Source organism: Streptomyces dengpaensis, assembly GCF_002946835.1.
In the GTDB taxonomy this organism is placed as follows: domain Bacteria; phylum Actinomycetota; class Actinomycetes; order Streptomycetales; family Streptomycetaceae; genus Streptomyces; species Streptomyces dengpaensis.
Genome location: NZ_CP026652.1, coordinates 5,402,771 through 5,429,302 on the forward strand (window position 1 = coordinate 5,402,771; position 26,532 = coordinate 5,429,302).

The 26,532-nt window shown below is 69.2% G+C and carries 28 protein-coding genes, 1 tRNA gene and 1 riboswitch; of the genes, 20 read left to right on the forward strand and 9 right to left on the reverse strand.

Annotated elements, in window-relative coordinates; all coding sequences use genetic code 11:
• Positions 1-89: 89 nt before the first annotated feature.
• Positions 90-1,505 (forward strand): FAD-binding oxidoreductase, encoded by a 1,416-nt coding sequence (locus tag C4B68_RS25050; RefSeq protein WP_099505291.1) that lies wholly within the window; start codon positions 90-92, stop codon positions 1,503-1,505.
• Between the two features lie 25 nt (positions 1,506-1,530).
• Here the strand turns inward: C4B68_RS25050 and C4B68_RS25055 are convergent, their stop codons facing one another.
• Positions 1,531-2,004 carry an SsgA family sporulation/cell division regulator gene (locus tag C4B68_RS25055; RefSeq protein WP_099505292.1) on the reverse strand — a complete coding sequence of 158 codons (474 nt, stop codon included), beginning with the start codon at positions 2,002-2,004 and terminating at the stop codon, positions 1,531-1,533.
• A gap of 237 nt (positions 2,005-2,241) precedes the next feature.
• Between C4B68_RS25055 and C4B68_RS25060 the strand changes: the two genes are divergently transcribed.
• Positions 2,242-3,744, forward strand: a complete 1,503-nt coding sequence (locus C4B68_RS25060; RefSeq protein ID WP_099505293.1) for an RDD family protein — start codon at positions 2,242-2,244, stop codon at positions 3,742-3,744.
• A 136-nt stretch (positions 3,745-3,880) separates the two neighbouring features.
• Positions 3,881-4,588: an RDD family protein gene (locus tag C4B68_RS25065; RefSeq protein ID WP_099505294.1), complete on the forward strand. Its 708-nt coding sequence runs from the start codon at positions 3,881-3,883 to the stop codon at positions 4,586-4,588.
• A gap of 150 nt (positions 4,589-4,738) precedes the next feature.
• Here C4B68_RS25065 and C4B68_RS25070 read toward each other — a convergent pair whose 3' ends face one another.
• The gene (locus C4B68_RS25070; RefSeq protein ID WP_099505295.1) at positions 4,739-5,035 is read right to left on the reverse strand and encodes a hypothetical protein; all 297 of its coding nucleotides are present in this window, start codon (positions 5,033-5,035) and stop codon (positions 4,739-4,741) included.
• Between the two features lie 434 nt (positions 5,036-5,469).
• On the opposite strand from C4B68_RS25070, the gene C4B68_RS25075 reads away from it, so the two are divergent.
• Positions 5,470-7,824: an immune inhibitor A domain-containing protein gene (locus tag C4B68_RS25075; protein WP_099505296.1), complete on the forward strand. Its 2,355-nt coding sequence runs from the start codon at positions 5,470-5,472 to the stop codon at positions 7,822-7,824.
• Between the two features lie 123 nt (positions 7,825-7,947).
• The gene (locus C4B68_RS25080; protein ID WP_099505297.1) at positions 7,948-8,286 is read left to right on the forward strand and encodes a hypothetical protein; all 339 of its coding nucleotides are present in this window, start codon (positions 7,948-7,950) and stop codon (positions 8,284-8,286) included.
• A gap of 35 nt (positions 8,287-8,321) precedes the next feature.
• Here C4B68_RS25080 and C4B68_RS25085 read toward each other — a convergent pair whose 3' ends face one another.
• A complete protein-coding gene (locus tag C4B68_RS25085; protein WP_099505298.1) occupies positions 8,322-8,906 on the reverse strand; it encodes an isochorismatase family protein in 585 nt (194 codons plus the stop codon).
• Between the two features lie 226 nt (positions 8,907-9,132).
• Positions 9,133-10,464, reverse strand: coding sequence for a nicotinate phosphoribosyltransferase (locus C4B68_RS25090; protein WP_099505299.1), 1,332 nt, complete (start codon positions 10,462-10,464; stop codon positions 9,133-9,135).
• A gap of 111 nt (positions 10,465-10,575) precedes the next feature.
• On the opposite strand from C4B68_RS25090, the gene clpS reads away from it, so the two are divergent.
• From clpS to C4B68_RS25130, 7 genes are all read left to right on the forward strand, one after another.
• The gene (gene clpS, locus C4B68_RS25095; RefSeq protein WP_099505300.1) at positions 10,576-10,893 is read left to right on the forward strand and encodes an ATP-dependent Clp protease adapter ClpS; all 318 of its coding nucleotides are present in this window, start codon (positions 10,576-10,578) and stop codon (positions 10,891-10,893) included.
• A 50-nt stretch (positions 10,894-10,943) separates the two neighbouring features.
• Positions 10,944-11,549 carry a DUF2017 domain-containing protein gene (locus tag C4B68_RS25100; protein WP_099505301.1) on the forward strand — a complete coding sequence of 202 codons (606 nt, stop codon included), beginning with the start codon at positions 10,944-10,946 and terminating at the stop codon, positions 11,547-11,549.
• A gap of 536 nt (positions 11,550-12,085) precedes the next feature.
• Positions 12,086-13,546, forward strand: coding sequence for an amino acid permease (locus C4B68_RS25110; RefSeq protein WP_180289357.1), 1,461 nt, complete (start codon positions 12,086-12,088; stop codon positions 13,544-13,546).
• A 199-nt stretch (positions 13,547-13,745) separates the two neighbouring features.
• A complete protein-coding gene (locus C4B68_RS25115) occupies positions 13,746-14,168 on the forward strand; it encodes a M67 family metallopeptidase (RefSeq protein WP_099505303.1) in 423 nt (140 codons plus the stop codon).
• A 79-nt stretch (positions 14,169-14,247) separates the two neighbouring features.
• Positions 14,248-14,349: a putative leader peptide gene (locus C4B68_RS44435; RefSeq protein WP_338059737.1), complete on the forward strand. Its 102-nt coding sequence runs from the start codon at positions 14,248-14,250 to the stop codon at positions 14,347-14,349.
• 112 nt (positions 14,350-14,461) lie between these two features.
• On the forward strand, positions 14,462-14,740 hold the full coding sequence (locus C4B68_RS25125; RefSeq protein WP_099505305.1) for a MoaD/ThiS family protein: 279 nt from the start codon (positions 14,462-14,464) through the stop codon (positions 14,738-14,740).
• A 17-nt stretch (positions 14,741-14,757) separates the two neighbouring features.
• Positions 14,758-15,708 (forward strand): PLP-dependent cysteine synthase family protein, encoded by a 951-nt coding sequence (locus C4B68_RS25130; RefSeq protein WP_099505306.1) that lies wholly within the window; start codon positions 14,758-14,760, stop codon positions 15,706-15,708.
• 139 nt (positions 15,709-15,847) lie between these two features.
• Here C4B68_RS25130 and C4B68_RS25135 read toward each other — a convergent pair whose 3' ends face one another.
• Positions 15,848-16,312: a type II toxin-antitoxin system PemK/MazF family toxin gene (locus C4B68_RS25135; protein ID WP_099505335.1), complete on the reverse strand. Its 465-nt coding sequence runs from the start codon at positions 16,310-16,312 to the stop codon at positions 15,848-15,850.
• A 259-nt stretch (positions 16,313-16,571) separates the two neighbouring features.
• Between C4B68_RS25135 and C4B68_RS25140 the strand changes: the two genes are divergently transcribed.
• Positions 16,572-17,324: an MBL fold metallo-hydrolase gene (locus tag C4B68_RS25140; protein ID WP_099505307.1), complete on the forward strand. Its 753-nt coding sequence runs from the start codon at positions 16,572-16,574 to the stop codon at positions 17,322-17,324.
• A gap of 78 nt (positions 17,325-17,402) precedes the next feature.
• On the opposite strand, the gene C4B68_RS25145 is transcribed toward C4B68_RS25140, so the two are convergent.
• A complete protein-coding gene (locus tag C4B68_RS25145; protein ID WP_099505308.1) occupies positions 17,403-18,668 on the reverse strand; it encodes a PTS transporter subunit EIIC in 1,266 nt (421 codons plus the stop codon).
• A 454-nt stretch (positions 18,669-19,122) separates the two neighbouring features.
• On the opposite strand from C4B68_RS25145, the gene C4B68_RS25150 reads away from it, so the two are divergent.
• The 4 genes from C4B68_RS25150 to rdgB all read left to right on the forward strand — a co-directional run bounded on the left by C4B68_RS25150 (position 19,123) and on the right by rdgB (position 21,900).
• Positions 19,123-19,356, forward strand: a complete 234-nt coding sequence (locus C4B68_RS25150; protein WP_099505309.1) for a PTS sugar transporter subunit IIB — start codon at positions 19,123-19,125, stop codon at positions 19,354-19,356.
• 174 nt (positions 19,357-19,530) lie between these two features.
• The gene (gene rph / locus C4B68_RS25155; protein ID WP_099505310.1) at positions 19,531-20,277 is read left to right on the forward strand and encodes a ribonuclease PH; all 747 of its coding nucleotides are present in this window, start codon (positions 19,531-19,533) and stop codon (positions 20,275-20,277) included.
• Positions 20,278-20,385: 108 nt separating this feature from the next.
• A complete protein-coding gene (locus C4B68_RS25160; RefSeq protein WP_099505311.1) occupies positions 20,386-20,784 on the forward strand; it encodes a hypothetical protein in 399 nt (132 codons plus the stop codon).
• A gap of 513 nt (positions 20,785-21,297) precedes the next feature.
• Positions 21,298-21,900, forward strand: a complete 603-nt coding sequence (gene rdgB / locus C4B68_RS25165; protein WP_099505336.1) for an RdgB/HAM1 family non-canonical purine NTP pyrophosphatase — start codon at positions 21,298-21,300, stop codon at positions 21,898-21,900.
• A 74-nt stretch (positions 21,901-21,974) separates the two neighbouring features.
• On the opposite strand, the gene C4B68_RS25170 is transcribed toward rdgB, so the two are convergent.
• Positions 21,975-22,059, reverse strand: a tRNA-Leu gene (locus C4B68_RS25170).
• A gap of 96 nt (positions 22,060-22,155) precedes the next feature.
• The gene (gene bcp, locus C4B68_RS25175) at positions 22,156-22,623 is read right to left on the reverse strand and encodes a thioredoxin-dependent thiol peroxidase (RefSeq protein ID WP_099505312.1); all 468 of its coding nucleotides are present in this window, start codon (positions 22,621-22,623) and stop codon (positions 22,156-22,158) included.
• A 159-nt stretch (positions 22,624-22,782) separates the two neighbouring features.
• Between bcp and C4B68_RS25180 the strand changes: the two genes are divergently transcribed.
• From C4B68_RS25180 to sugE, 3 genes are all read left to right on the forward strand, one after another.
• Positions 22,783-23,121, forward strand: a complete 339-nt coding sequence (locus C4B68_RS25180) for a DUF3618 domain-containing protein (RefSeq protein WP_099505313.1) — start codon at positions 22,783-22,785, stop codon at positions 23,119-23,121.
• 100 nt (positions 23,122-23,221) lie between these two features.
• Positions 23,222-23,524: a GroES family chaperonin gene (locus tag C4B68_RS25185; RefSeq protein WP_187285621.1), complete on the forward strand. Its 303-nt coding sequence runs from the start codon at positions 23,222-23,224 to the stop codon at positions 23,522-23,524.
• Between the two features lie 64 nt (positions 23,525-23,588).
• Positions 23,589-23,671, forward strand: a riboswitch (guanidine-III (ykkC-III) riboswitch).
• Between the two features lie 32 nt (positions 23,672-23,703).
• Positions 23,704-24,024, forward strand: coding sequence for a quaternary ammonium compound efflux SMR transporter SugE (sugE, locus tag C4B68_RS25190; protein WP_099505315.1), 321 nt, complete (start codon positions 23,704-23,706; stop codon positions 24,022-24,024).
• Here the strand turns inward: sugE and C4B68_RS25195 are convergent, their stop codons facing one another.
• Positions 24,025-26,502, reverse strand: a complete 2,478-nt coding sequence (locus tag C4B68_RS25195) for a transglycosylase domain-containing protein (RefSeq protein ID WP_099505316.1) — start codon at positions 26,500-26,502, stop codon at positions 24,025-24,027.
• Positions 26,503-26,532: the final 30 nt, after the last annotated feature.

The window sequence follows — 26,532 nt, forward strand, 5'->3', positions numbered from 1 at the left end:
GCTCACTGTGCTGCAGTACTACGACCACATCCCGGCATCCCAAGCCGCATGCAGACGGGGTTCACACCGATGGCCCCGGGTGCGAACCTGTGATCATGAGCCGTATCGAAGCGCCGCGCGATGAAGACGCGGCAGTCACCGGCAACCTCGTCGACCGTCTGCTGAGCGGTCTGCCCACCGAAGCCGTCGTCGTCGACCCCGACGTCACGGTCTCCTACGCCAACGACATGGCCAGTTTCTGTCCGTCCGGCACCCCGGCGGTGGTCGTGCTCCCGCGCACCGTCGAGCAGGTCCAGCACGTCATGCGCACCGCGACCGAGCTGCGCGTGCCGGTCGTCCCGCAGGGCGCCCGCACCGGCCTGTCGGGCGCCGCCAACGCCTCCGACGGCTGCATCGTGCTGTCCCTGACGAAGATGGACCGGATCCTGGAGATCAACCCGGTCGACCGCATCGCCGTCGTCGAACCGGGCGTCATCAACGCCACGCTCTCCCGCGCCGTGGGCGAACACGGCCTGTACTACCCGCCGGACCCCTCCAGCTGGGAGATGTGCACGATCGGCGGCAACATCGGCACGGCCTCCGGCGGCCTGTGCTGCGTGAAGTACGGGGTCACGGCCGAGTACGTCCTCGGCCTCGACGTCGTCCTCGCCGACGGCCGCCTCATGTCCACCGGGCGCCGGACCGCCAAGGGAGTCGCCGGGTACGACCTCACCCGCCTGTTCGTGGGATCGGAGGGCTCGCTCGGCATCGTCGTACGGGCGATCCTGGCCCTGAAGCCGCAGCCGCCCCAGCAGCTGGTGCTGGCCGCCGAGTTCGCGTCGGTGCGCGCCGCCTGCGACGCCGTGTGCCGGATCATGGAGGGCGGGCACGTACCGTCCCTCCTGGAACTCATGGACCGTACGACGGTCAAGGCCGTCAACGACATGGCCCACATGGGCCTCCCGGAGACCACCGAGGCCCTGCTCCTCGCCGCGTTCGACACGCACGACCCGGCCGCCGACCTCGCGGCGGTCGGCGCGCTGTGCGAGGCCGCGGGCGCCACCCAGGTCGTCCCGGCGGAGGACACGGCCGAGTCCGAACTCCTCCTCCAGGCGCGGCGGTTGTCGCTCACCGCGCTCGAAGCGGTCAAGGGCACGACGATGATCGACGACGTGTGCGTGCCGCGCTCCCGGCTCGGCGACATGCTCGAAGGGATCGAGCGCGTCGCCGAGAAGTACGCCCTGACCATCGGGGTCTGCGCGCACGCGGGCGACGGCAACACACACCCCACCGTCTGCTTCGACGCGTCCGACCCCGACGAGTCCCGGCGCGCCCGCGAGTCCTTCGACGAGATCATGGCCCTCGGCCTCGAACTCGGCGGCACGATCACCGGCGAGCACGGCGTGGGCGTCCTGAAGAAGGAGTGGCTGGCGCGCGAGATCGGCCCGGTGGGAGTGGAGATGCAGCGGGCGATCAAGACGACGTTCGACCCGCTGGGCATCCTGAACCCGGGCAAGCTCTTCTGACACACCTGGCAGAGCGCTGCGGAGATCACTCACCGCCCTTCGACTCGTCCGACGGCCACGGGTCGCGCAGCCACAGGTCGTCGGCCGGGAGCGGAGTGAGCAGCTCGGCGAGGCCGTCGTCGATGCCGAGCTGCTCGACCTCAGAGCCCGGCGAGACCGCCCGCAGGGTGCGCTCCAGCCAGGCGGACACCTGTGCGGCAGGCGCTTCGAGCAGGGCGTCTCCGTCGGGCGATGTCAGCGCCATCAGGACGACGGTGCGGCCGGCGACGTTCGTCGGCCACACCCGCACGTCGCCGTGCCCGCACGGCCGGAACACCCCCTCGACGAGCAGTTCGCGGGCGAAGGTCCAGTGGACGGGATGCTCGGAGCTGATGTGGAAGGTGATGTGGACGGCGTACGGATCGTCGGTGCGGTAACTGAGCCGCGCCGGGACGGGGATGCTGCGCTCGGGCGACAGGACGAGCTTGACCTCGAGTTCGCGTTCCACCATGGAGTGCATGTCGGTGCGCTTCCTTTCGTCGTACGGGGACCCTGTGGGCGGGCCCGTACGAGTGGAGAGCGCGTTGGCCGAGCAGCATTACGCGGGTTCGGAGAATTTTTTCGGGTGATCGGCCGAAAGAGATGCCTGGACCAAGCTCGTAAGGGGGGTGGTGCGGCCGGAGGCGCCCAGGGTTGTGCGCGGTCTGATAGATGTGGAACCCCTAAAAAGCCCCCGAGCAGATACGGGACGACGGACATGAGCGCCCCAACCCCGGCCCCCGGTGACGACAGGCCCCGCGAAGGGTATTACCCGGACCCGTCCATTCCTGGATATGTCCGGTACTGGAACGGTGCCGCCTGGGTACCGGGTACGAGCCGTCCGGCGCCGTCCGACGGCGAACCGCTCGCGCCCCCGCCCGGCGCACGCCCCGCGCGTGTGCCCGCACCGGCGCCCGCTCCCGCCGAGGAAACGGGTCCCCACTTCTTCGACGAGGACCCGCAGCCCCCGGTGTCGCCCGCCGATGCCCAGCACGGCAGCCGGCCCGAGCCCGCCACCGCGTGGGGCGCCGACCGCTCCCAGCAGTCCGGCTTCGGCGGCGAACAGGACCGCCGGGTGTCCTGGGGCGCCCCGCCGGGTGCCGACCCGCGCATTCCCCGCGCCTCCCAGCCTGCCGACCCGATCGTCCAGCCCGATGGCGCGGCCTCCCGCACGGACGGCACGGCGACCATCCCGCCCGCGGACTCCGGCAGCGGCCAGCAGCCCCCGGTGTCGGGCGGCACCGTGGTGTTCCGCCGTCCCACGGGTCCGGTGCGGCCCGCGGGGGCGGACAACGCGGGTGGCGCCGCCGGAGCCGGTGGCCCGGACACACCCGCTCCCAGCGCCCAGGACCCCGCCCCCTCCGACGGCACCATGGCCTTCCGTGCGCGCTCCCCGCGCACGGAGCAGCAGAGCGGAAGCACGGGCGCATCCGGCGCGCCGGGTATCCCCGGTTCCCCTGGTGCTACCGGTACTCCTGGCGTGCCCGGCGCTCCCGCCGCCGGGCACGCGGCCCAGGCCGCCGCCGCGCAGGCCCCCGGCGCCGGCACCCCGTCCTTCCCTCAGCAGCAGCCCGCCGACCCCACCCCCATGTCCACGGGCCCCGGCGGCGGACAGCCCTCCTGGGCCCAGCAGGTGCACCGGCTCGCGGGGGCGTCCGACGAGGGGCAGCCGGTGGCGCCATGGAAGCCGCCGGTCGACGACGTGTTCCAGGCGGCCGCGCGGCGGCAGGCGGCGGCGCGCCCCGCGGGCCTGGGCAAGCGGCTGGCCGCACGGCTCGTGGACACCGTCGTGCTCGCCGGGGTCACCGCCGTGGCCGCCGTACCGCTGGGCACCAAGGCGATCGACCATATCAACGCGAAGATCGACGCGGCCAAGCTGTCCGGCGAGAAGGTCACGGTCTGGCTGATCGACGGCACGACCGCCACCTGCTTCGGCATCATCCTCGCGGTCCTGCTCGTGTTCGGCGTCCTCTACGACGCGCTGCCCACCGCCAAGTGGGGCCGCACCCTCGGCAAGAAGCTGTGCGGCATCGAAGTGCGCGACATCGAGGGCCACGAGCCGCCGGCCTTTGGTCTGGCGCTGGGCCGCTGGCTCGTCTACAGCGTTCCCGGCCTGCTCGGCGTCGGTGTCGTCGGCGTGCTGTGGTGCCTGTTCGACAAGCCGTGGCGCCAGTGCTGGCACGACAAGGCCGCCCACACCTTCGTAGCGTCCTCGGCCTAGCGAAGACACGAGCGAAGACACGAGCGAAGACTCGGGCGCAGACAGAGCGAAGACAGGGCGAAGGCAGAGCGGACCGGGTCCCCCGGACGGCCGCTCGCCGGATGCGGAGCCGGGGGGTTCGCGGTCGACTCGGGCCATGAGCAGCGAACCGCCGCCCCCCGACTCCGGCCGGCCCCCGGACGAAGACCCGTTCAAGAAGCAGCCGCCACCTGCCGAGGGCGGCGGTTCCCCGTACGACAGTGGCCCGCCGCCTCCGAGCGGCGGCTCGCCGTACGGCGGCCAGCCCCCGCCGAACGGCGGTGAGCAGCCGCCCCCCTCCGGAGGAGGTGGCGGTCCCTACGGCCCCGGCGGCCCCTACGGCGGCGATCCGCTCGCCGGTATGCCGCCGCTCGCCGACAGCGGCAAGCGGGTGCTGGCGAGGATCCTCGACATGATCCTGGTGGGCATCGTGGTGTGGCTGCTGTCGTGGGCGTTCGGCTTCCGCCAGTACTACACGACGGACGCGGAGAGGATGGACTTCGCCGACTCCTTCGGCATCGAAGTGGTCGCCGCCGTCCTCTACATCGCGTACGACACCATCTTGATGAGCAGGTCGGGACAGACGCTCGGCAAGAAGCTGTTCAATCTGCGGGTGGCCAATCTCGAAAACGGCTCCACGCCCTCGGTGCAGACGATGCTGGTCCGCGCGGCGGTCCTGTGGCTGCCGTTCGCGTTCTGCTGCGCGTGTATCTGGACCGCGATCTCGGGCGGTTGGAGCTTCTTCGACAAGCCCTACAAACAGGGGCTGCACGACAAGGCGGCCAAGACGGTGGTGGTCAGCACCAGTTCAGTCAGCACCGGTTGAGACGGCTGCCGCAGCCGGTGCGGCGGGGCGGCAGCAGTCGGCGGGTCCGTGGAAACACGGGCCCGCCGTGGTGCTTCAGAAAGCCGTTGTGCTCGAAGCCGTTGTGCAGAAAACCGTTGTGCACGAAGCCGTTGTTCAGGATGCCGTCGTTCAGGAAGCCGTCGGCTCGCGTACGGGCTCGGAGGCCACCGCGGCGACGGAGACCGGTACGGGTGCTGCGGCGGCGGGCGGCTCCGGTGTCCTGGGCATAGCGGCCGCCGTCGGAGCCGGTGTCGGCTGTGGCAGCGGCACCGTCATGGCGACGAGCAGCCCGAGAGCGAGTGCCGAGAGGGTGATCAGCGCGATCCCCAGGCCCGAACTCGTCTGAGACAGCAGCAGCATGGCGAGGGTGGAGAAGATCACGGTGCAGGAACCGTAGGCGAGCTGTGCGGCGGTCGGACGAGGCATGGCAATCGTGTCCTTGGGGGTACTCCCCCCGTGCCTCTCGATGGGGGAGGGTGCGGATAAGAATCGGGGGTGAGACAACGGTGTCGGCTTGGCTTTCCGCCGACTCCCGGCGTTCCGCCAATCGACTCTATTCGCCTGCATGCCCGAGGGGAACGACCGGTAAGCGTGACCTTACCCACGGTGCCGGAGCACAGGGGGCGCACGGAGTCACTGCGTCCACCAAGTGGACATGCGAGCGCGCCCGTTGAGGGATATGCGCGGTGTCCTTGCGGTGAACGGCCGCCCCGTGTAGTGCACTTGCCAGGTTCAAGTCAAGGTCTGTCTTTTCCCCGGTAACTCCGGTCAAATGTCGTCACTTGAATCGCGTATACGCGCGCGGACATCCATGACCAAGGACTCCCATCCGCGTGAGCGCACGCGGGGGAGGACATCAAGTGACCAGCAGACCATGGACGTTCAGAGCGACCGCGGTGGGCGTCGCTCTCGCGGCGGCCACCGCCACGCTCTCGACGTTCGCCGTGGCGAGTGCCGATGACGCACCGTCGTCGGCGGCCGTGGAGCGCCACGATCCGCACCCGGCCGGGGACCATGTCGATCACGACCTCGACGGCCCGCTCAGCAAGACCCAGGCCGCGCAGCGGCAGGAAGCCCTGAACCAGGTCATATCCGGTGACGCGCAGGTCAAGAAGCGCGACGGCTCGCAGGTCGTGCAGCTCGAGAGCACGAAGGGCCACAGCAAGTACGTGGAGCTGGGCCGCGAGAAGACCGACAAGATCTTCACGATCCTGGTCGAGTTCGGCGACCAGATCGACAGCAAGTACGGCGGCACGGCTGGCCCGCTGCACAACCGGATAGCCCAGCCGGACCGCAGCCAGGACAACAGTACGGCCTGGCAGGCGGATTACAACCAGAAGCACTTCCAGGACCTGTACTTCGGCACCGGCAAGAACGTCGAGTCGATGAAGAAGTTCTACGAGAAGCAGTCCTCGGGCCGCTACTCGGTCGACGGCGGGGTCGCCGACTGGGTCAAGGTCCCTTACAACGAGGCCCGTTACGGCAACAACGCATGCGGTCAGACCAACTGCCCGAGCGTGTGGAACGTCGTCAGCGACGGCGTCACCGCGTGGGTCGCCCAGCAGAAGGCGGCCGGGAAGACGGACGCGGCCATCAAGGCGGAGCTGGCCGAGTTCGACCTGTGGGACCGCTACGACTTCGACGGCGACGGCGACTTCAACGAGGCCGACGGCTACATCGACCACTTCCAGGTCGTGCACGCCGGCGAGGACGAGTCGGCCGGCGGCGGCGTACAGGGCGAGGACGCGATCTGGGCCCACCGCTGGTACGCGTTCGGCACCGACGCGGGCTCCACGGGCCCGGCGGACAACAAGCTCGGCGGCGCCCAGATCGGCGACACCGGCATCTGGGTCGGCGACTACACCATCCAGCCGGAGAACGGCGGACTCGGCGTCTTCGCCCACGAGTACGGCCACGACCTCGGCCTGCCGGACCACTACGACACCGCCGGCGGCGAGAACTCCACCGGCTTCTGGACGCTGATGTCCTCCGGCTCCTGGCTCGGCACCGGCAAGGACTCCATAGGCGATCTGCCCGGCGACTTCACCGCCTGGGACAAGCTCCAGCTCGGCTGGCTCAACTACGACTCGGCGAAGGCCGCGACGGAGTCGCAGCACAAGCTGGGTGTCGCCGAGTACAACACCAGGAACAAGCAGGCCCTCGTGGTCTCGCTGCCGGACAAGGCGGTCACCACCGAGGTCGTCACCCCGGCGCAGGGTTCCACCCAGTGGTGGAGCGGCAGCGGCGACAACCTCAAGAACACGCTGACCCGTTCCGTGGACCTCACGGGCAAGTCGTCGGCGACGCTGACCCTCGACGGCTGGTACGACATCGAGGCGGGCTACGACTACCTCTACACCGAGGTCTCGACCGACAACGGCGCCAACTGGACGCCGGCCGACGGCACGGTGGACGGCGCCGCCATCCCGCGCGACGGCGGCGACAAGCCCGCCCTCACCGGCACGGTCGACGGCTACAAGAAGCTGTCGTTCCCGCTCGACGCCTACGCGGGCAAGAAGATCGGCCTCCGTTTCCGCTACGCCACCGACGGCGGCGTGGCCCAGAAGGGCTTCGCGGCCGACCAGATCGCGGTGACCGCGGACGGTTCGGCGGTGTTCTCCGACGACGCCGAGAGCGCGGACGCGGCGTGGACGGCCACCGGCTTCTCCCGCATCGGCGCGTCCTTCACCAAGGACTACGCGCAGTACTACCTCGCGGAGAACCGCCAGTACGTGTCCTACGACAAGACGCTGAAGACCGGCCCGTACAACTTCGGCTTCGCGACGACCCGTCCGGACTGGGTGGAGCACTACCCGTACCAGAACGGCCTGTTGATCTGGAAGTGGGACACCTCCCAGGCGGACAACAACACCAGCGCCCACCCCGGCGCCGGTCTCGTCCTCCCGGTCGACTCGCACCCGGCGCCGCTGAAGTGGTCCGACGGCAGGCTGATGCGTAACCGCATCCAGGCGTACGACTCGCCGTTCAGCCTCTACCGCACGGACGGCATGACGCTGCACAACGCGGATGTCGCGACCAGGATCCCGTCGTCGAAGGGCGTGCCGGTCTTCAACGACCACACCAGCACCTACTACGACGAGAGCAACCCGCGGGCCGGTGTCAAGATCACTGACACCAACACCAAGATCAAGATCGTGCACGAGGCCATCGATGGCTCGACGATCTCGCTCCAGGTTGGCCCCGCGGTGAAGTAGTCGACATTTCCGCAGGTCAGACACGTATCGGCGGCAACCCTCTGGCGGGTTGCCGCCGATCGTGTTTAGGTGCGTCCTGTGGTTCTCTTATTGACACCGGTGCGCACGGGGGTGTGAATTTTCATGGCCGCAGGAGGTTTCTGCAAGCTGCCCGACGGCAGCGTGGTGGTGGCGCTGAACCTGCCCAGCCCGTCGCCGGGCCCGGGCGGCGGCTGCGTACGCGTCCTGGTCCTGGCGCGGAACCGGGCCCGCGCCCTGACTCGCCTGCGCAACCTGGGCCTGCGCGCGGTCTACCTCCGCGGCAACGCGGCGCCCCCCACCCCCGACGAGATCACCGCGGTCCTGCACCACCCCGACGGCCTCATATGGCGTACGGCCCCTGACAACGGTGTCGCGGAGCTCTCCCAGGAGCTGTGGCACCCGATCAGGGCGCTCCTGAGACGCCCGGCGGCCCAGCCGTAACGCTGCACAGCCCAGCCGTAACGCGCCTTCAGGCCCTAGACGACAGGCTTGCCCGTGAGCTCCACGCCCGCCGCCCGCAGCTCCTCCAGGGCCCGCTCCGTCGTCTCCTCGGCCACTCCCGCCGTCAGGTCGAGGAGGACGTGGGTGCGGAACCCCTCGCGCGCCGCGTCCAGTGCGGTGGCGCGCACGCAGTGGTCCGTGGCGATGCCGACCACGTCCACCTCGTCGATGTGGCGGGCCCGCAGCCAGTCGGCCAGCGAGACACCGTTCTCGTCAGCGCCCTCGAAGCCGCTGTACGCCGCCGCGTACGCGCCCTTGTCGAAGACGGCGTCGACCGCGCCGGAGGCGACGGCCGGGGCGAAGTTCGGATGGAAGCCCACACCCTCCGTACCGGCCACGCAGTGCGCGGGCCAGGAGTGGACGTAGTCGGGGTTGTCCGCGAAGTGGCCCCCGGGAGCGATGTGCAGGTCCCGGGTGGCGACGACATGGCGGTAACCGGCGGGTGCCTGCCCGATCAGCTCCGTGATCGCGGCGGCCACATCGGCACCCCCGGCCACCGCGAGGCTGCCCCCCTCGCAGAAATCGTTCTGCACGTCTACGACGATCAAGGCGCGGCGCATGGTCGGTGTCCTTCGGCTATGGATTCCGGTGGGGGGTGCGGGCCCGGCCGGTGAACTACCGAGCCTAGAGACTTCAAGTGCGGTGCGGGAGGGGGCATCTGGCTGCGACGGGAAACGCGCATGCACGCTGCCGTTGCATTCCCGCTCACCGTGCGTTCATGCCTCGTCGTCCACGGCTCGGGCGCAGGGGACGTATGAGACGCGGGAGACGTATGGCCCGGGCGTATCAGACGTACTCCGTAGGAATCACCGGCTCCCCGCGCGAGAGCTGGGTGGCCGACAGCGGCAGGTTGGCACGGGCCGCCGCGTGCCGGTCGCGTACGACGTCGAGGGGCTCGCGGGCGACGACCTGGCCGCCCTTGACGAGCTCGGCCAGGAGCTGCCGGTCGGCCAGCCCACCGGGGACGGGACCGGTGCCGATCACCTCGGCCTCGGCGACCCCGTGCTCGTCGAGGCGCCGCGCGGCCCACTTGCGCCCGCCGATGGACGTCTTGCCCCCGGTGGACTTCTTGGCCACGGGCACCAGCGGAGCCTTCGGGTCCGCCGACTCGGCGCGGGCGACCAGCTTGTAGACCATGGAGCAGGTGGGATGGCCGGATCCCGTCACCAGCTGGGTGCCGACGCCGTACGAGTCCACGGGCGCCGCCGCCAGGGAGGCGATCGCGTACTCGTCCAGGTCCGAGGTCACGATGATCTTCGTCTTGGTCGCGCCCAGCTCGTCCAGCTGCTGCCGCACCCGGTGCGCGACGAGCAGCAGGTCACCGGAGTCGATGCGGACCGCGCCGAGGTCGGCCCCGGCGACCTCGACGGCCGTCCGGACCGCCTCGGCGACGTCGTACGTGTCCACGAGCAGCGTCGTGCCCCGGCCGAGCGAGGTCACCTGGGCCTGGAAGGCGTCCCGCTCGCGGTCGTGCAGCAGGGTGAAGGCGTGCGCGGACGTACCCACGGTCGGAATCCCGTAGCGGAAACCGGCGGCCAGGTCGGAGGTGGTCGCGAACCCGCCGACGTACGCGGCCCGCGCGGCGGCGACCGCGGACAGCTCGTGTGTGCGCCGGGCACCCATCTCGACCAGCGGCCGGTTGCCCGCGGCGGAGGACATCCGGGAGGCGGCGGCCGCGATCGCCGAGTCGTGGTTGAGGATCGACAGGATCACGGTCTCCAGCAGCACGCACTGCGCGAAGGACCCCTCGACCCGCACGATCGGCGAGCCCGGGAAGTACACCTCGCCCTCGGGGTAGCCCCAGATGTCGCCCGTGAACCGGTACGAGGCGAGCCACTCCAGGGTCGGCTCGTCGACGACCCGGCGCTCGCGCAGAAAGCCGAGTACGTCCGCGTCGAAGCGGAAGTTCTCGACGGCGTCCAGTACCCGCCCGGTGCCGGCCACGACGCCGTACCGCCGCCCCTCCGGCAGCCGGCGGGTGAAGACCTCGAAGACCGAGCGCCGGTCGGCGGTGCCTGCCGCGAGGGCGGCCTGCAGCATCGTCAACTCGTAGTGATCAGTGAAGAGCGCCGTCGAGGGAACGTCCACCGGCAGCCCAAGGTCGTCCGCTGTGTTCATGTCGACTGATCGTACTCCCATCTCGTCACTCTGACGATTTATGGAGGTGGGCGCCGGGACTCGGTGAATCGGCGGGGCCCGTTTGTGCGGGTGCCCCCCTCTGGTGGCAGCATGGGCGGTGTGACGGCTCCCGCACCCCTAGAGATCGAAAAGACCGAGTCGGCGGAGGAGGCCTCCGCCGTACCCGAGCCCGACGTCCCCTGGGTGACGATCGTCCACAACGACCCGGTCAACCTCATGAGCTACGTGACGTATGTCTTCCAGACGTACTTCGGCTACACCAAGGACAAGGCCACCAAGCTCATGCTCGACGTCCATCACAAGGGCCGGGCGGTCGTCTCCAGCGGGACGCGCGAGGAGATGGAACGCGACGTACAGGCCATGCACGGCTACGGTCTGTGGGCCACCCTTCAGCAGGACCGGAAATAGCTCGCACAGCCCGCACATCGACGCAGGACCGGAAGTAGCGAACTCACTCCATGCCAGGACACTTCGAACCGCTCCCCGGCGGCGGCGCGGCCGTCGCGCTCGACGAGGTCGAGATCTCCATCATCCGCTCCCTCGCCGTCCAGCTCCTGGAGCTCATCGGTCCCGGCCCCGCCGAGAACGCGCCCGCGGACCCGCTCGCCGAGCTGTTCGCGGAGGGCCCCAGCGAGCCGCCCGCCGACCCTGTGCTGCAACGTCTGTTCCCCGACGCGTACAGCGCCCCCGCCGGCGAGGTGACCACCGCCGAGGAGGCCGAGGAGCAGCGGGCGCACTCCGCGGAGTTCCGCCGCTTCACCGAGAACGACCTGCGCGCGGGCAAGCGCGAGAACGCCCTCGCGGTCATCCGCTCGCTCGATGCCCTGACGCTCGGCGGTGACGGCGGCGCCGTCCTCAAGCTGACCGCGGAACAGTCGGAGCAGTGGCTGCGCGCCCTCAACGACCTGCGCCTGGCGATCGGCTCCCGGCTCGACGTCGTCGACGAGCAGGACACCGACCTCCTCTACCGGCTCCCGGACGAGGATCCGCGCAAGCCGATGGTGATGGCGTATCTGTGGCTGGGCGGGCTCCAGGAGACGCTGGTCGAGACGCTGATGCCGTAGTCCGTACGCCGATGACGTGTTCGTACGTCTTCGCTCCGGCTTCGCATGGCTTCGTACGTCTTCGCGCATCTTCGTATGTCTTCTTCGTGGGCCTTCGTGCGTCTTCGTGCGCGGAGTCAGCATCCGTGCGTCGGTGAGGCCTTCGTGCGTCGAGTCTCACATCCGTGCGTCGATGCCGTATCCGTACAGCGGGTCGTCATCCGCGCGTCGATGCGGTGATGGATCACGTTCGCTTAGCGGACGCTCAATTCCGGATAACGATCGCATCACCGATCTGGCCCGCTATGCACCCCCGATTACTTTTTGTCCGCTTCTTCCTGTGGCATGCCTTACATCAGCCCAAGCCGATCAACATTGCGGCCGTGATAGATCTTCACGACCGCCCGACAGGACACCACCCACGTCCGGTCGGGTGCGCCACCGACCGGCAGACCGCCGGGGCAGGGCAGAAAGCTCCACCTATCCGGGGGGATCGGAACCCGATCCGAAGCCATGGAACTACTGGCTCGGATCGGCTGGAGAAAGGCGCACCACACATGACCTCGTCGCAGGTCGGTAAGCACGACCAGAACCGTGCCGGCAGTGAGGCCGTGGTCGGCGACGCCCCCGAAGAGGGGTACGAGCGCGGGCTCGGCAGCCGCCAGGTTCAGATGATCGCCATCGGCGGCGCCATCGGCGTCGGCCTCTTCCTGGGAGCCGGGGCGAACATCGCCAAGGCCGGACCCAGCCTCATTTTCATGTACGCCATCGCGGGCGTGATCATCTTCTTCATCATGCGGGCGCTCGGCGAGCTCCTGCTCTACCGCCCCGTCTCGGGCTCCTTCGCGGAGTACTCCCGCGAGTTCCTCGGCCCGTTCTTCGGCTACTTCACCGGCTGGACGTACTGGCTGATGTGGGTGGTGACCGGCATGGCCGAGCTGACGGCCGCCGCGATCTACGTCAATTACTGGTTCCCGTCGATCCCGCAATGGGTCACGGCCCTGGTCTTCCTGATCGTTCTGTTCGCGGCCAACCTGATCTCGGTCAAGCTGTTCGGTGAGATCGAGTTCTGGTTCTCGATGGTCAAGGTGACGGCGCTGATCGGCATGATCGTGGTCGGTCTCGGCGTGCTCACCTTCGGCTTCAGCTCCGCCGGTGACACCGCCGCCGTGTCCAACCTCTGGGCTTTCGACGGCTTCTTCCCCAAGGGCATCGGCTCCTCGCTGATGACCCTGCAGGGCGTCATGTTCGCCTACCTCGCCGTCGAGCTCGTCGGCGTCACCGCGGGCGAGTCCGAGAACCCCGAGAAGACGCTCCCCAAGGCGATCAACACCCTGCCCTGGCGCATCGCGCTCTTCTACGTCGGTGCCCTCACGGTCATCCTCTGCGTCGTGAAGTGGACGGAGTTCGCACCAGGCGTCAGCCCGTTCGTCGCGGCCTTCGCGAAAATCGGCATCCCGGCGGGTGCGGCCATCGTCAACTTCGTCGTGCTGACCGCGGCCCTGTCGTCCTGTAACTCCGGCATGTACTCCACGGGCCGTATGCTCCGTACCCTCGCGGACAACGGCGAGGCCCCGAAGGTCTTCAGCAAGCTGTCGAAGACCAAGACCCCTGCCTTCGGCATCACCGTCTCCGTGCTCTTCATGGGCATCGGCGTGATCCTGAACTACATCGTCCCGGAGAAGGCCTTCGGCTACGTCGTCTCCGTCGCCACCGCGGCCGGCATCTGGACCTGGCTGATGATCCTGGTCAGCCACGTCCTCTACCGCCGCGCGGTCGACGCGGGTCGGCTGCCCGCTTCCTCGTTCCCCGCGCCGGGCGGCTCGAAGTGCAGCTACGTGGCCATCGCGTTCCTGCTCTTCGTCACCGGCCTCATCGCATACGACGCCGACTCTCGTATCTGCCTGTATGTGATGGCCGGATGGGCGGTCCTGCTCGGCATCGGCTGGGCCGTGCTGAAGTCGCGCAACCCGGAGATCACCGAGCGCCGCGAGCCGGAGTTCGAGAAGGTCGGCTGAACCAGTTGGCCAAGGCCGGCCGAACCACTCGGTGAACGCCGGCCGGGCCACTCGGCACAGGCCGGCTGGGCCTCCTAGCTCAGCATGTGGGCTGTCCCGTACCACCCCTCGGTACGGGACGGCCCGCCCGTCGCCCACCACCGCCCTACCTGACGCGCTGCGCGCGGCCCCTTTTGATTTCCTGCTTATCCTGACCACCATGCTGACCATCACCCAGGCCCTGTTCGACCAGATCGTCGCCCACGCGCGTCAGGACCACCCCGACGAGGCGTGCGGCGTGGTCGCCGGCCCGGTGGGCGAAGGCCGCCCCGAGCGCTTCATCCCGATGCTGAACGCCGCCCGCTCGCCCACGTTCTACGAGTTCGACTCCGGCGACCTGCTGAAGCTGTACCGGGAGATGGACGACCGCGACGAGGAACCGGTCGTCATCTACCACTCCCACACGGCGACCGAGGCGTACCCCTCCCGCACGGACATCTCCTACGCGAACGAGCCCGGCGCGCACTACGTCCTGGTCTCGACGGCGGACGGGGACGGCGCGGGCCCCTTCCAGTTCCGCTCGTACCGGATCGTGGAGGGTGAGGTGACGGAGGAGGAGATCAAGGTCGTAGAGGCGTACTGATCTCGAACTCCGGTCGAAAACGGTCCGAACTGTGAGATCACACTCCGGGGCCCCAGCAGGGAATCGATACGATGAGCCCATGGTTTCCCACGACGTGAGCGACAAGACGCCGGGCATGCTGCTCGTGGCGCGGCTGCACGTCGACCTGTGCAGGCTGCAGAGCGCCATCTGTACGTGCTGATCCTGCCGCCGTACGGCCGTGGGCCGCGGCGCCGACGTTGGCGTACCCCTTGCTTTTCCGCGCTGCCGCGCGCTGTCCGACCTGACTTTCCTCCCGACAGGAGCCCTGAGCCATGGCCATCGAGGTCCGCATCCCCACGATCCTTCGCACCTACACCGACGGTCAGAAGGCCGTCGAGGGAGCCGGGGAGACCCTCGCCGAGCTGTTCGCCGACCTCGACACCCGCCATACGGGCATCCAGGCTCGCATCGTCGACGAAGGCCAGCTGCGCCGCTTCGTCAACGTCTACCTGAACGACGAGGACGTCCGCTTCCTCGACGGCATCAACACCAAGCTGACCGACGGCGACAACGTCACGATCCTGCCGGCCGTCGCCGGCGGCATGGCCTGATAGGCCGCTGATCTCCTATGCGCTACGACTCCCCGCTCGCCGCGGTGGGCAACACCCCTCTGGTGTGCCTGCCGCGGCTCTCGCCGTCCGCGGACGTCCGCATCTGGGCGAAGCTGGAGGACCGCAACCCGACCGGCTCCGTCAAGGACCGCCCCGCCCTGCACATGATCGAACAGGCGGAGAAGGACGGCCGGCTGACGCCCGGCTGCACGATCCTGGAGCCGACGTCCGGCAACACCGGCATCTCCCTCGCCATGGCCGCGAAGCTCAAGGGCTACCGCATGGTGTGCGTAATGCCCGAGAACACCTCGCAGGAACGCCGTGACCTGCTCGCCATGTGGGGCGCGGAGATCATCTCCAGCCCCGCCGCGGGCGGCTCCAACACCGCCGTACGCGTGGCCAAGGAGCTGTCGGCCGAGCACCCGGACTGGGTGATGCTCTACCAGTACGGCAACCCGGACAACGCGGGCGCGCACTACGCGACGACCGGGCCCGAGATCCTCGCCGACCTCCCCTCGATCACCCACTTCGTGGCGGGGCTCGGCACCACCGGCACCCTGATGGGCGTCGGCCGCTACCTCCGCGAGCAGAAGCCCGACATCAAGATCGTCGCCGCGGAGCCGCGCTACGACGACCTGGTGTACGGCCTGCGCAACCTCGACGAGGGCTTCGTCCCGGAGCTGTACGACGCGTCCGTCCTGACGTCCCGTTTCTCGGTCGGCTCGGCGGACGCGGTCACCCGCACCCGGGAACTCCTCCAGCAGGAGGGCATCTTCGCGGGCGTCTCCACGGGGGCCGCCCTGCACGCCGCGATCGGCGTCGGCAACAAGGCGGTCAAGGCGGGCGAACCCGCCGACATCGTCTTCATCGTCGCCGACGGCGGCTGGAAGTACCTCTCGACCGGCGTCTACACGGCCGCCACGACAGAGGCGGCGATCGAGACGCTGCAGGGACAGCTCTGGGCGTGACCTGAGCCCGTCCGGCGTTTGAGGACGAGCGCGTTCAGCGCGACAGCGGGGGTCTGGGGGCGACAGCCCCCAGGGACGATGGGGAGGGTAGGGGCGGAGGGGGCCAAAGAACGCTCCGCCCCAGCCTCGCTCCCCGGCCTCAGCCCGCCAGATGCCGCACCTGATCCCACAACACCGGATCCACCACCCCCACCCTCCGGCGGAAGTCCCACACAGCAACCTCCCGCAGCTCATCCGTCTCAAGGAAGCTGGCCCGCCCATGGGCATCCCCCACGGCTCCCGGCGGCAACGGAATCACCCCGGCCCGCTCATCGTGGTACTTGCTGGTGATCTTCGCGACGGTGGCAAGATTCCCCCGCACGGCCAGCACCAGACAGGGCCGTTCCTTGGCCCCCGGCCGCCCCCCGGCCTCGTAGGGAACGTTCGCCCACCAGATCTCCGCGGCCCGCGGCCGAGGCGCCCCCCGCCGCCGCACCCCCACCCGCCCTGGTGGACGCAGTCGCCCGCCCGGCCGGCGCCCCAGGCGCCCCCAGCCGTCCACCAGCACGGCGACCAACGCGAGCAGCACCACCGCCGCCAGCGCGAGCCACCAGGACGTGTCCATACCGACGACGTTACCGGCGCGCTTTCGCAGCCGCCCCCCACCCACCTCCGCCCGGACGGCCCGGCCCACCCCACGTCCATCCGAACCGGTGACACCACAGGTGAGTTCGCCCACAACAGCCGCTGGTGGAGGAGCGACCCGCCCTTTCGCGCCTTACGCTCGACGGACCGCACGACCCCCGTACCCGTACCTGCATCCGAGTATCTGCACCCCGCATCTACTCTCTGCACTTCCTGCCAGCGCGGAGGTTCCAGCTCTTATGAAGCTCACCGTCGTCGGCTGCTCGGGGTCGTTCCCGTCCGCGGAATCGGCCTGCTCGAGCTACCTCGTAGAGGCCGACGGCTTCCGGCTGCTCCTCGACATGGGCAACGGCGCCCTGGGCGAGTTGCAGCGCCACTGCGGTCTCTACGACCTCGACGCGATCTTCCTCAGCCATCTGCACGCCGACCACTGCATCGACATGCTCGCCTATTTCGTGGCGCGCTACTACCGGCACGAAGGCGGCCGCTGCGACCCGATCCCGGTCTACGGCCCCGAAGGCACCGAACAGCGCCTGACCACGGCCTACGCCGACACCCCTTCCGCCTCCTCGATGAGCGAGGTCTTCGACTTTCACACGGTCAAGCCGGGCACGTTCGAGATCGGCGCGTTCACCGTGCACACGGAGCGGGTGAGTCACCCCGTGGAGGCGTACGGCATCCGCGTGGAGCACGGCGGAAAGTCGCTCACGTACTCCGGAGACACGGGCGTGACCACGGCCCTGGACGAACTCGCCCGCGACACGGACCTGTTCCTGTGCGAGGCCGCGTTCACCCACGGCAAGGAGGACATCCCGAACCTCCACCTCAACGGCCGCGAGGCAGGCGAGTCCGCCGCCCGCGCCGGCGCCCGCCGCCTGCTGCTCACCCACATCCCCCCGTGGACGGACCCCCAGATCAACCTGGCGGACGCCCGCGCGGTGTACACGGGGCCCGCGGAGCTGGCGGTGCCGCGGAGGTCGTACGAGGTCTAGAACCCGTACGACGTCCACAGCCCGTACATGAAGAGAGGGCCCCCGGATCTCCGGGGGCCCTCACTGACGTACGCGGGCCTACTTGGCCTCTGCCTTCTGGAGTTCCGCGAGTTCCTCGTCGGACTCGCGGCCCGGGGTCGGAAGGTTGAACCGGGTGATGGCGAAGCGGAAGACGGCGTAGTAGACCGCCGCGAAGCACAGGCCCACCAGGACCAGGCCCAATGGGTTGGTCGCGATGCCGTAGTTCAGGCCGAAGTCGATCACGCCGGCCGAGAAGCCGAAGCCGTCCTTCATGCCGAGGGCCCAGGTCAGCGCCATGGAGACGCCGGTGAGCAGCGCGTGGACGGCGTACAGGACCGGCGCGATGAACATGAACGTGAACTCGATCGGCTCGGTGACGCCCGTGACGAAGGAGGTCAGCGCGAGCGAGAACATCATGCCGCCGACGACCTGGCGGCGCTCGGGGCGGGCACAGTGCACGATCGCGAGGCAGGCGGCCGGGAGCGCGAACATCATGATCGGGAAGAAGCCGGTCATGAACTGGCCGGCGCTCGGGTCACCGGCCAGGAAGCGCGCGATGTCACCGCTCTTGCCGTGGTATTCGCCCGCCTGCAGCCACGGGAAGGAGTTCAGCAGGTGGTGCATGCCGATCGGGATCAGCGCGCGGTTGAAGACACCGAAGATGCCCGCGCCGACGGCGCCCGATCCGACCAGCCACTCACCGAAGTTGTGCAGCCCCGTGCCGAGGACCGGCCAGATGTAGCCGAAGACGATGCCGATGACCAGGCCCGCGAAGGCGGCGAGGATGGGGACGAGACGGCGGCCGCCGAAGAAGCCCGCCCAGTCGGGCAGCTTGGTGCGGTAGAAGCGCTGGTAGATCAGCGCGACCACGATGCCCATCACCACACCGCCGAGGACCTTGGCGTCCACGGGTGCGTCCACCATGACCACCTTGCCGTCGACGGCCGTGGCGACCTGCGGCAGATTCTTGTCGGTGAACGTGGCGAGCACGTTCTTGAAGACCAGGTAGCCGACCACGGCCGCCAGCGCCGTCGAGCCGTCCGACTTCTTCGCGAAGCCGATCGCGATGCCCACGGCGAACAGCAGCGCCATGTTGTCGAGGATCGCGTTGCCGCCGGCCGCCATGAAGCCGGCGATCTTGGTGAGGAACGTGGGGAAGGAAGGGCGCCCGAGCATGTCGGCGTTGCCGAGGCGCACCAGAAGCGCGGCGGCGGGCAGGACGGCGACCGGCAGCATCAGGCTGCGGCCGATGCGCTGCAGAACAGCCATCGCGCCGGCGCCCTTCTTCTTGCCGGCCGCGGGAGCGGCGCTGGCCGTGGACACAACTTCCTCCAGTAGGCAAGGCGCCGCCCGGGGACAGGGAAGGTGGGACGGCGGCGTCTCCGATGGACCGCGACGGCGCGCCCCGACCCGGGGCAGTCCGCAGGTCTACACCACTCAGTGGTGTAGACCTGTTCTAGCACGGTGAAGGCTGGATAAGGAACCCGCGCAATTGTACGGGCATGGCCATAGCCGGAAAAAGTGGCTGGAAGTGGTTGAGGTCGTGACGAAGAACCCTTGGTCGTGACGAACGGGCTCGGGCCGGGGTGGTCCGAGGGCTCCCGATGCCCAGGGCTCACACCGGTTTGGCGACTCCCCGGCTACTGGTATAGACCAGTCCCGACCGGTCGGTCGCCCGTCGTGAACACCGTCAATCGGTAGGTACGAGGTGACCGCTCGCGAAGCTGGGCCAACTGTGGGTTACTGCGACAAAGCGGTTCGGATCAGGGAGTAGGACATGGCCACCAAGGCTGAGAAGATCGTCGCCGGGCTCGGCGGCATCGACAACATCGAAGAGATCGAGGGCTGCATCACCCGCCTGCGCACCGAGGTCAACGACCCCTCACTGGTCGACGAAGCCGCCCTGAAGGCCGCCGGCGCCCACGGAGTCGTGAAGATGGGCACCGCGATCCAGGTCGTCATCGGCACGGACGCGGACCCGATCGCCGGGGAGATCGAAGACATGATGTGAGTCACAGGGCTTCCCGGGCCTCGGGCTTTCCCCAGCCTTCGGGGACTCCCCGGCCTTCGGGCGCTCCCCGATCCTCGGACGTTCGCCGCCCCTCGGGCCCCGTGTCTCACCGCTGAGGGGCTGCTTCCGTTACCGGCGACAGGGCCCAGGCCGTATGCGGCTAGGCTCGTCGCCATGTCTCGCATCGACGGCCGCACCCCCGAACAGCTGCGCCCCATCACCATCCAGCGTGGCTGGAGCAAGCACGCCGAGGGCTCCGTCCTCATCTCCTTCGGCGACACCAAGGTCTTCTGCACCGCCTCCGTCACCGAAGGCGTCCCGCGCTGGCGCAAGGGCAGCGGCGAGGGCTGGGTCACTGCCGAGTACTCCATGCTGCCGCGCGCCACCAACACCCGTGGCGACCGCGAATCCGTACGCGGCAAGATCGGCGGCCGTACGCACGAGATCAGCCGCCTCATCGGCCGCTCCCTGCGCGCGGTCATCGACTACAAGGCGCTCGGCGAGAACACCATCGTCCTCGACTGCGACGTCCTCCAGGCCGACGGCGGCACGCGCACGGCGGCCATCACCGGCGCGTACGTCGCCCTCGCCGACGCCGTCACCTGGGCCCAGGGCAAGAAGCTGGTCAAGCCCGGCCGCAAACCGCTGACCGGCACGGTCTCGGCGGTCTCTGTGGGCATCGTCGGCGGAGTCCCCCTCCTCGACCTCTGCTACGAGGAGGACGTGAAGGCCGACACCGACATGAACGTCGTCTGCACCGGCGACGGCCGCTTCGTCGAGGTGCAGGGCACGGCCGAGGCGGAGCCCTTCGACCGCAAGGAACTGAACGCGCTCCTCGACCTCGCCGTCGCGGGCTGCGACGAACTGACGGAGATCCAGCGCGCGGCCCTTGAGGCGTCCGCCGAGGCAACCGCGCGGTAACTCTTCGCGTTCTCAGAGGTACGGGCGTACGGTCCAGCCGTGCGCCCCGTCGACCACGTCACGGGGTCGCCACATGATGATCAAGCCCCATTCGGGAGGGACCGTTCCATGGCCGCGCGCCACCGTAACCGCCGCCGCACCGCCGCGATAGCCGTCGCCGTCGCACTCATCGCCCTGCCCGCCGCCGTCGGCTGCGACGCGGTCAACAAGGCCCTGGACTGCGTCCAGACCGCCGACTCGATCGCCGACAGCGTCGCCGACCTCCAGCAGGCGGTCGAGAACGCGGCGAACGATCCGACGCAGACCGACGACGCCCTCAACTCGATCGAGCAGAACCTCGACAAGATCGGCGACAAGACGGACAACGCCGACGTCAACAAGGCGGTCGACGACCTCAACGAGGCCGTCTCCAACGTCCGTACGGCCATCAAGAACGGCGACGAGACCCCCGACATCAGCCCGGTCACGGACGCGGCCGGGGAGCTGACGAAGGTGTGCACGTCGTAAAGGGCACGTCGGGGCTGAGGCGACAGGGGCACCTCGAGGGCTGAGGCGATAGAGGTGCCTCGGGGCTGAGGCCATAGAGGCACCTCGGGGCCTGAGGCGGCAGAGGCGCCCCGAGGGCTGAGCCGACAGAGGTGCCTCGGCGCCAACGGCGATGAATGAACGTCGGGGCGGCGGCGATACAGGCACGCTGGACAGCAGCGGTAAAGGGCCGCCGGGGCAGTGGCGGTACAGGCACGCCGACGTCGGGGCAGCGGCGATCCAGGCACGTCGGGCAGCGGCGGCAAAGGGACGTCGGGGCGGCGGCGATCCAGGCACGTCGGGCAGCGGCGGCAAAGGGACGTCGGGGTAGCGGCGATCCAGGCACGTCGGGCAGTGGCGGCAAAGGGACGTCGGGGTAGCGGCGATCCAGGCACGTCGGGCAGTGGCGGCAAAGGGACGTCGGGGTAGCGGCGATCCAGGCACGTCGGGCAGTGGCGGCAAAGGGACGCCGGGCCAGTGGCGATACTGGACGGCATGACCCGCCTGATCCTCGCCACCCGCAACGCCGGAAAGATCAACGAGCTGAAGGCGATCCTCGCCGACGCAGGTCTCACCCACGACCTCGTCGGCGCGGACGCCTACCCCGACATCCCCGACGTCAAGGAAACCGGCGTCACCTTCGCCGAGAACGCCCTCCTCAAGGCCCACGCCCTGGCCCAGGCCACGGGCCTGCCCGCCGTCGCCGACGACTCCGGCCTCTGCGTGGACGTCCTGAACGGCGCCCCCGGCATCTTCTCCGCCCGCTGGGCAGGCAAGCACGGCGACGACAAGGCCAACCTGGATCTCCTCCTCGCCCAACTCGCCGACATCGACGAGGCTCACCGGGGTGCCCACTTCGCCTGCGCGGCCGCCCTCGCCCTGCCGGACGGCACGGAGCGGGTGGTGGAGGGCCGGCTCCGGGGCGTCCTGCGCCACACTCCGTCCGGCACGAACGGCTTCGGCTACGACCCGATCCTCCAGCCGGAGGGAGAGACCCGCACCTGCGCGGAACTGGCCCCCGAGGAGAAGAACGCGATCAGCCACCGGGGGAAGGCGTTTCGGGCGCTCGTCCCTGTGGTGAGGGATCTTCTCGGCTGAGCCCGTTGCCTCGGGAATCCGTAGATGCGAAGGCCCGGTCCGTGATGGCCGGACCGGGCCTTCGCTCGCAGCTGTGCGGTCGGTGGGACTCGAACCCACACGGGATTTCTCCCACGGGCACCTAAAACCCGCGCGTATCGCCTATTTCGCCACGACCGCCCAAAACGGATACTTCGCCTGCTTGTGTCGCTCAGTGCCGTTCAGTGTACGGGGGGTTTCGTGTCCCTTGCGGGCCGCCCGCCCAACCGCGCCTGCCTAGATATCGAGGTCCTTGATGATCTTGGCTACGTGGCCCGTCGCCCGCACGTTGTACAGCGCTCGTTCGACCTTGCCCTCCTCGTCCACGATCACCGTGGAGCGGATGACGCCGACGTAGGTCTTGCCGTAGTTCTTCTTCTCGCCGTAGGCGCCGTACGCCTCGATGACCTTGTTGTCCGGGTCGCCGACCAGGGTGACCTTCAGGGACTCCTTCTCGCGGAACTTGGCGAGCTTCTCGGGCTTGTCGGGGGAGACGCCGATGACGTCGTAGCCGGCGTCCGCGAGCAGGTCGAGGTTGTCCGTGAAGTCGCAGGCCTGCTTGGTGCAGCCGGGGGTCAGGGCGGCCGGGTAGAAGTAGACGATGACCTTGCGGCCCTTGTGGTCGGCGAGGGAGATCTCGTTGCCGTCGGCGTCGGGCAGGGTGAAGGCGGGGGCGGTGTCGCCGGGCTGCAGTCGCTCGCTCATCGGATCGGTACCTCACGTGGCCGGGGATGGGATGGGGGTGGGGGTGCGAAGGGATAGGGCTATGGATGAGCGTAATGGGGGTGCCGAGGGGTGCGGTGCGGTCCGAGCTGACAGACTGTCGGTGGCACAGAGTCAGAACACGACCACGGAGGCAGCGCGGTGTCGGATAGGTCGAGAACGTCGGATACCAGGTCGCCGGCGCAGATCGAGGCGGACATCAAGCGCCGCCGCGAAACCCTCGCCGAGACGCTCGACGAGATCGGCGTGCGCGTGCACCCGAAGACCGTCGTCGGAGATGCCAAGGCCAAGGTCGTCTCCAACATCGACCACACGCTGGGGCGGGCGTATGTCGGCGTCAACCGTGTCGTCAGCGACGTGAAGGGCCAGCTCGTCACCGAGGAGGGCACGCCGCGGCTCGAGCGCATCGTGCCGGTGGCGCTGGTCGTGGCAGGGGTCGTCGGGCTGTTCGTCGTGGGCTCACGGCGACGCAAGGGCTGACCCGGCCGCGTACGCGAGCGGCTGAGGCAGGTAGGTTCGGGACGTGAGCGCGAATCGGGACAAGCACAGCACCCCCCACCACGACAAGTTGCCCATCCGCATGCTGCACGACCGCGTGCTGGTGCGGCAGGACGCCGCCGAGGGCGAGCGGCGGTCCGGCGGCGGCATCCTGATCCCCGCGACGGCGGCCGTCGGCCGGCGCCTCGCCTGGGCCGAGGTCGTCGCGGTCGGTCAGAACGTGCGGACGGTGGAGCCGGGCGACCGCGTCCTGTACGACCCCGAGGACCGCGCCGAGGTCGAGGTGCGCGGGATCGCGTACGTGCTGATGCGCGAGCGGGATCTGCACGCGGTGGCCGCGGACCGGTTCGAGGGGTCCGAGGACTCGACCGGTCTGTATCTGTAGCAGCCGTACGTACCTGTAAATCGCAGGCCAGAGGGGCTGGTGACCATCGTCACCGGCCCCTTTTGCCGTCCTTTTGCTACCTTTGAAGGACCCCGACGAGACGCGCCGTACCGGGACGTAAGAGCACGTACGAAAAGACGACGCACCCCGGTCCATCCCGTCTCTCGGAGGTGCCTCTCATGGCCTGGGTTCTGTTGGTCGTCGCCGGTCTGCTCGAAGTCGGCTGGTCGGTCGGGATGAAGTACACGGACGGATTCACTCGGCTGGTGCCGAGCGTCCTCACGGGTGCGGGCATCGTCGCGAGCATGGTTCTTCTGTCGTACGCCGCCAAGTCGCTCCCGATCGGTACCGCCTACGGCGTCTGGGTCGGCATCGGTGCGGCCGGTGCGGCGGTGCTCGGCATGGTCGTGCTCGGTGAGCCGGCGACCGCCGCCCGGATCTTCTTCGTGTGTCTGCTGCTGGTGGCCGTGGTGGGGCTGAAGGTCACCTCCGGCCACTGATCAGCCGTCCGTCCCCTCGGTCGTCCCCGTCGTCCCGCCGTCCGTCCCGCCGCCCGGGCGGCCGCCCGTCCAGCCGCCCGTCGGGTCGCCTGTCGTATCGCCCCCGGTCGTGGTGCCCTCGGTGGTGCCGCCGTCCGCCGTGGTGCCGCCTGTGGTGGTGCCGTCGGTGGTGCCGCCGTCTGTCGTGCTCCCGTCCCGGCCTTCGGTCTGGCCCAGGGTCTGACCCTGGTCCTGGCCTTCGGTCTGGCCCTGCGTCTGGCCCTCGTCCTGGCCTTCGGTCTGGCCCTGCGTCTGGCCCTCGATGTCCTCGCCGGGTGTCGTGGCGCCCCCGATGTCCTCGCCGTCCGTGGGCGGGACGGTGTCGTCGACGGTCGGGGGTTCCGGTTCCTCTTCCTCGGCGCCCGACTGGAGTTGGAGGTCGAAGTACGCCGGGGTGGTGCCCTTGAGGGCGGCCTTCGTGAACTGGGCCCAGATCTGGGCGGGGTAGCCGCCGCCGTTGATGCGGGACTCGCCGAGGGCGCCGTACAGGGACTTGTGGGCGCCCGTGTCGGGGTCCTGGCCCATGACGGCGACGACGGTGGCGAGGTCGGGGGTGTAGCCCGCGAACCAGGCGGCCGTGTCCTCCTCGGCGGTGCCGGTCTTGCCCGCGGCGGGCCGGTCGGCGGCCAGCGCGGCCGTGCCGGTGCCGCCCTCGACGACGCTCTGCAGGATGGCGGTCGTGGTGTCCGCGGCCTCGCGGGACACCGCCTGCTCGGTCTCCTGGGACGGCAGCGTCACCTCCGTCGTGCTCTTCTTGGTGATCTCCTCGACGAGGGTGTACGTGCCGTGCTTGCCGTGATTCGCGAGCGTGGCGTACGCCTCCGCCATGTCGAGGACGCTGGCAGTGGCCGGGCCGAGCGCGATGGAGGGGGAGGCGGTCAGGTCGGGGGTGTCGGCGGGGATGCCGAGGTCCCGCGCCGTCTGCTGGACCTTGTCGCCGCCGACGTCGACGGCCATCTGCGCGTACACCGCGTTGACGGAGCGGTCGGTGGCGGTGCGCACGGTGATGTCGGCGTACGAGACCTCGTCCTCGTTCTCGGGCGCGTAGTAGCCGCCGTTCCAGCCTTGCACGGGGCGCTTGTTGGTGCCGTCGTAGATCGTGTTCGGGGTGATGGTGCGGCCGTCCTGGGTCTGCGAGCCGTTCTCCACGGCCGAGGCGAAGACGAACGGCTTGAAGGTGGAGCCGACCTGGTAGTCGCGGCGGGTCGCGTTGTTGACGTACTGCTTGGTGTAGTCGATGCCGCCGTACATCGCGACGACCTTGCCGTTGGACGGGTCGATGGCGACGCCGCCCGCGCGGACGTAGTTGTCGACCTTGCGGTTCTTCTTGTCGAGCTTGTCCATCACCTGGTCATTGACGGCCTCGATGAACGCGTCCTGCCGGGGCTTCTGGAGCGTGGTGGTGATGCGGTAGCCGCCCGTGGCGAGGGTGTCCTCGTCGATGATCTCGTTCGACGTCAGATAGTCCTTGACGGCCTGCACCAGGTAGCCGCGCTGGCCCGACATCCCGGCCGAGCCCTTGGCCTGCTTCGGCGTCGGGAACGTGACGCTGTTCCGCTCCGGCTGGGTCAGCCACTCCTTCTTGACCATGCCGTCGAGGACGTAGTTCCAGCGGGCGGTGGCCGCCGACTTGTTCTCGGGGTGCGCGATCACGTCGTACTCGCTGGGCGCGTTGAGAAGCGCGGCGAGGTAGGCGCCCTGGCCGGCCGTCAGATCCTGGGCGTCGACGCCGAAGTAGGCCTGGGCGGCGGCCTGGATGCCGTACGCGTTGCGGCCGTAGTAGCTGGTGTTGAGGTAGCCCTCGAGGATGTCGTCCTTGCTCTTCTCCCGGTCGAGCTTGATGGAGATGAAGAACTCCTTCACCTTCCGCGTGACGGTCTGCTCCTGGGCCAGGTAGTAGTTCTTCACGTACTGCTGGGTGATCGTCGAGCCGGACTGCCTGCCCTTGCCGGTGACCGTGTTCCAGGCGGCGCGGATCATCGCCTGCGGGTCGACCGCCGACTCCGTGTAGAAGTCGCGGTCTTCGGCGGCGAGCGTGGCGTGCTGGGCGTCCTTGGAGATCTGGGCGAGCGTCACGATCTCCCGGTTGATCTCGCCGTCACGGGCGAGCTGGCTGCCGTCCGCGTACAGGTAGACATTGCTCTGCTTGGTCGCGGCGGCGTTGGCGGGCGGGATCTGCACCAGGTAGTAGCCGAGCGCGAAGAGGCCGATCAGGAGCAGCACCACACCGAGGAACGAGCCGAGCACCATCCGCCAGGTCGGGATGAACCGGCGCCCCCCGGTGCGCTGCCGCTTCTGCTTCGCGCCGGGACTGCCCGGTGCTCCCTGCGGTCCCGTCGCCGGTGCTCCCTGCGGTCCCGGCCCTGGTGCCGGTCCGGTTACCGGGTTCCTGGCTGCCCAGCCCTGGCTGTTCTGCTGCGGCTGCGGCTCGTCGCTCATGTTGTTGCCGGACTCCTGTTTCGCCTGCTG